Origin of the sequence: Nocardia arthritidis NBRC 100137 (genome assembly GCF_001612765.1) — a bacterium.
Classification (GTDB): Bacteria; Actinomycetota; Actinomycetes; order Mycobacteriales; family Mycobacteriaceae; genus Nocardia; species Nocardia arthritidis.
The window spans coordinates 1-3,061 of record NZ_BDBB01000091.1; the positions used below are offsets into that span (position 1 = coordinate 1).

Here is a 3,061-nt window from a genome sequence, read left to right on the forward strand (position 1 = left end):
GCACACCCGGCCAGGCCGGCGATGCACCGATGCTCGCGCCGTTATTGGAGGCGGTCGCGGTGCCCCGCCTCGACGGCGGCCCACTACGGCGCAACCCGCAGGTAGTGATCGCCGACAAAGCGTACTCCTCGGCCGCCAACCGCGCCTTGCTGCGGCGCACACGTATCCGCACCGTCATTCCCGAACGATCCGACCAGCTCGCCCACCGCAAACGCAGAGGCCGCCGCAGCGGGCGGGCACCTGATTTCGATCGGGAAACCTACAAACGGCGCAACGTCATCGAACGTGCCTTCAACAAGGCCAAACACTGGCGTGCGGTGGCCACCCGGTATGACAAGTTGGCCATCACCTACCGCGCCGGAGTCGTCCTGGCCCTGATCGTCGAATGGTTCAAGTCATTGGGAGACAGAACCTAGGCCCGAGCAGCGGCACCCGCGGGCCCTCGCGGCGGCTGATGCCCGACCGGAACGGCACGACCTGCAGGCTGCCGCTCAGATGGGACGAGCTCGCCTCCGAATCGGAGGTGGGGTGCAGCGTTCCTCATCGCACCACGATTTTGGGTATTCGCTGGTGATGTCGATACCTGCCGACAGCTCGTTCGCTTGGCCCGTGACGAGCCGGGATCCCGGGCAGAGCGAGCGGCTGGTCACCGCCCCGGTCCACCCGAGGTCGGGGGTTGAGGCGCATCCGGGAGGAGGTCACGCTAGTGGTTCTGTTCGGGTGTGCTACTCGTGTGATGATCGTCGGCATGGATTACGGCGATGTCCTTTCCGCGCTCGTCTCCTGGGCCGAGGCATGCTCTGGTGTGCGAGCGTTGGTTCTCACCGGATCGGCGGCTGAGGGCACCGATCACCCGCTGTCGGACCGTGATATCCAAGTTTTCGCCACTGACGTTCCGGCACTGCTCGAAGACGAGTCCTGGTGGGAGCGGCTGGGCGAAGTGTTGGTGGTCGAACGTCTCGAGGACAGCGACGGCAATCCCACTCGGCTCGTGTATTTCGGTGGCGGCAAGCTCGATTTCACCCTCCTTCCGGCCGAGGACCTCGGGGGGCGTGTTTACGAGCGGCCGTTCATGGTGCTGCTCGACAAGGACGGCACCGCTGGTACTGCCTCGTATCGGCCGCTGGTGGCTTCGGCGCCGGGGGCCGGTGAGTTCTGGGAATCGGTGAACTGGGCGTGGGCGGCAGCGCTGATGGAGGCCAAAGCGATTGTGCGTGACGAGCCGTGGTCGGCGAAGCTACGAGACCATGACCTCAAGGCTGAACTGTTGCGCATGATCGAGTGGGATCATCGGGCTCGCTACGGTGGCGACTTCGATACCCGGTATCTGGGCACGCGCCTGCGCTCGTGGATGGACAGCGATGTGCAGGCCGAACTCGAACACTGCTGGTCCGGATTCGGTGTGCGGGAAGCCGCGCGGGCTCTGCTGGCCACTGTCGGTCTGTACTGCCGGCTCGCCGAGCGTACGGCCCGGCACCTCGATTTCGCAGTCTTCGATCACGAGCGCGTCGCAGCGGAATTGCAGACTATCCTCCGTTCCGGCTTGCGATAGGAAGGGGCGGAGTCCTTGCCCGCGGCCAGCCGGAATCGACGTGGGAAGTGGTGTTCGCGAGAAAAGTCACGCTAAGCGGTTACCGCATATCGGCGTGCGCGTACTGGCGCGCGCAGGGGTGGTTGGTCGGTGATCCGCGGATGCGGATGCGGACGCGGCCCGCGCCGCCGGACCATAGCAGGGCGTTGAGTCGGGATCGGATCACCGAGATGCTGGGATCGGACGCGTCGCTGCGGGATCGAGGGTTGTGGCACCTGCTGTATGAGTCCTCGGCGCGCGCCGAGGAGGTGCTGATGCTGGATGTGTCCGATCTGGACATGGCCAACCGGTGCGCGGTGGTGACCCGCAAGGGCGGGCGCGTGAGGTGATCGCGTGGCAGACCGGCACCGCGCGATTGTTGCCGCGCATGTTGGCCGGGCGCAGGACCGGGCCGCTGTTCCTCACCGACCGCAAGGCCCGGCCTTCTGTGGCGCGCAACGATATCGACCCGGTGACGGGTCGGGCCAGGTTTGTCGTATCGGCGGGCCGCGGAGCTGTTCGAGGCGCACACCGAGCGTTTCGACGACGGCCCGTACCCGCTGCACCAGTTGCGGCATTCGCGGTTGACGCATGCCGCGGAGGAGGGAGCGTCGACGCCGGTGTTGATGAAGCTGTCGGGGCACACGTCGGTGCGTAGCCTCGCGAAGTACGCGCGGGTGTCCGATGAGGGACTGCGACGGTTCCAAGCCGACAGCGACCCCGCGGCGCGGCGGCGATCGAGTCGCTGATCGCCCTACCGCAGCAGGTTATCGTGCCTGAATCGGCGCACTGTCGGGATGAGCTCGGTCGGTCATGGGTGTGGTGCAGGCTCGGGTTGTGCGATGTGTCCGATCGTTGCGGCGAGGTCGGCGGGCAGTCGGCCGAAGACGGTGTCGAAGTAGGTGCGCAGGTATGTGCGTTGCACCCCGATCGAGCGTTGCGCGTCGATAGTGCCGACCGCTTCTGGACGTCGGCGGCGAGCAGTCCGGCGGCGCCGAGCTGTGACAGGATCGCCTACTGATCGCAGAAGGACATGTGTTCGGTGCCCGAGACTCGGATCGGCAGTTTCAGGCCGGTGTTGGCCGTCCAGTACGGCTCCCAGCCCGGGTTGCCGTACCAGGGCGCGGACTCGCTGGCCAGCATCAACAACGGTCGGTCGGTTCCCTTGGTGGCGACCGAGCCCAGCATGGGGCCGTCCAGGTTCACTCCCGCCCGGATACGGGAGTCGTCGTGCAGGGCCTGGATGGTGGTCGAGCCGCCCAACGAGTGACCGAACAACAACCAGATTCACCCTGTCCGCTTAGCGGGACTTTCCTCCCGGATGCTCCTCAACCCCAGGTCGGTGCCGTCATGCCGCGGGGGGCGTCAACACCGTGTCGATCAGGTACACGGTGGCGTTCGCGGTCTGGAGTCCGCCGCAGATCACACCGGCATCGGCCACTTTGAGGTTGTCACCGCTGCCGGTCACAGTGACCGAGGAGCCCTCGACGG

The 3,061-nt window shown here is 66.3% G+C and carries 6 protein-coding genes; 4 read left to right on the top strand and 2 right to left on the bottom strand.

The window, feature by feature from the left end; all coding sequences use genetic code 11:
- The 4 genes from NA8_RS32135 to NA8_RS35420 all read left to right on the top strand — a co-directional run.
- On the top strand, window positions 1-416 hold a 416-nt coding region (locus NA8_RS32135), incomplete at its 5' end, for an IS5/IS1182 family transposase (protein WP_063054040.1).
- A gap of 332 nt (window positions 417-748) precedes the next feature.
- Window positions 749-1,552 (top strand): aminoglycoside 6-adenylyltransferase, encoded by an 804-nt coding sequence (locus NA8_RS32140; protein ID WP_063054042.1) that lies wholly within the window; start codon window positions 749-751, stop codon window positions 1,550-1,552.
- Window positions 1,553-1,737: 185 nt separating this feature from the next.
- Window positions 1,738-1,920 (top strand): tyrosine-type recombinase/integrase, encoded by a 183-nt coding sequence (locus NA8_RS35415; RefSeq protein ID WP_245664089.1) that lies wholly within the window; start codon window positions 1,738-1,740, stop codon window positions 1,918-1,920.
- Window positions 1,921-2,061: 141 nt separating this feature from the next.
- Window positions 2,062-2,319, top strand: a complete 258-nt coding sequence (locus NA8_RS35420) for a tyrosine-type recombinase/integrase (RefSeq protein WP_245664090.1) — start codon at window positions 2,062-2,064, stop codon at window positions 2,317-2,319.
- Window positions 2,320-2,584: 265 nt separating this feature from the next.
- Here NA8_RS35420 and NA8_RS32150 read toward each other — a convergent pair whose 3' ends face one another.
- On the bottom strand, window positions 2,585-2,851 hold the full coding sequence (locus tag NA8_RS32150; RefSeq protein ID WP_369690281.1) for an alpha/beta hydrolase: 267 nt from the start codon (window positions 2,849-2,851) through the stop codon (window positions 2,585-2,587).
- Between the two features lie 67 nt (window positions 2,852-2,918).
- Window positions 2,919-3,061 (bottom strand): fasciclin domain-containing protein (locus tag NA8_RS35425; protein ID WP_369690276.1); only part of this gene is annotated, 143 nt, incomplete at its 5' end.

What these genes read in the sequence shown, in the direction of transcription:
- NA8_RS32140 (WP_063054042.1), top strand. Translation starts at nt 749, where the DNA reads ATGGATTACGGCGATGTCCTTTCCGCGCTCGTCTCCTGGGCCGAGGCA.